We start from the raw sequence: 713 nt of genomic DNA on the forward strand, positions 1-713 counted from the left end.
GATCATCACTCAGACGAGTGCCCGGAGAAGCAGGTTACGGCGCGTTTGACTGAGGCAGGATCGGCTGTTGACCTGGCGGAGACCGCCGCAGATAACCCCGCGCTCAATCCTCACGCATTATCCCCGGCTTTGCAAAACGTGTTGGATAAATTCACGCGGGATATCACGGCCTGCGCCGCTGAAGGCGGCATTGATCCGGTCTTTGGCCGTGATAATGAAATTCGCCAGATGATCGACATCTTATCGCGCCGGCGTAAAAACAACCCAATTCTGGTGGGAGAGCCGGGCGTGGGGAAAACCGCATTAGTGGAAGGACTGGCGCTGCGGATTGCTGAAGGCGATGTCCCGGCCAGCCTGAAAACGGTCAGTGTGCGGGCGCTGGATCTGGGCCTGTTGCAGGCGGGCGCAGGGGTGAAAGGCGAATTTGAGCAACGGCTGAAAAACGTGATTGAAGCTGTCCGACAATCGTCCACCCCCCTCTTACTGTTTATTGATGAAGCCCACACCTTGATTGGCGCCGGTAATCAGGCGGGCGGCGCAGACGCCGCTAACTTACTAAAACCCGCGTTGGCGCGGGGGGAATTGCGGACTATCGCGGCGACCACCTGGTCGGAGTACAAACGCTATTTTGAACAGGATGCCGCGCTGGAGCGCCGTTTCCAGCGGATTAACGTTGATGAGCCGGATGATGAAACCGCTTGCCTGATGTTGCG

The 713-nt window shown here is 57.9% G+C and carries 1 protein-coding gene; it reads left to right on the top strand.

Translation table 11 applies throughout. From position 1 onward, the window contains the following. On the top strand, positions 1 to 713 hold a 713-nt coding region (locus tag ABR397_RS23030), incomplete at both ends, for an AAA family ATPase (protein ID WP_350307737.1).

Source organism: Photorhabdus viridis (assembly GCF_040256935.1).
GTDB classification, from domain to species: Bacteria; Pseudomonadota; Gammaproteobacteria; order Enterobacterales; family Enterobacteriaceae; genus Photorhabdus; species Photorhabdus viridis.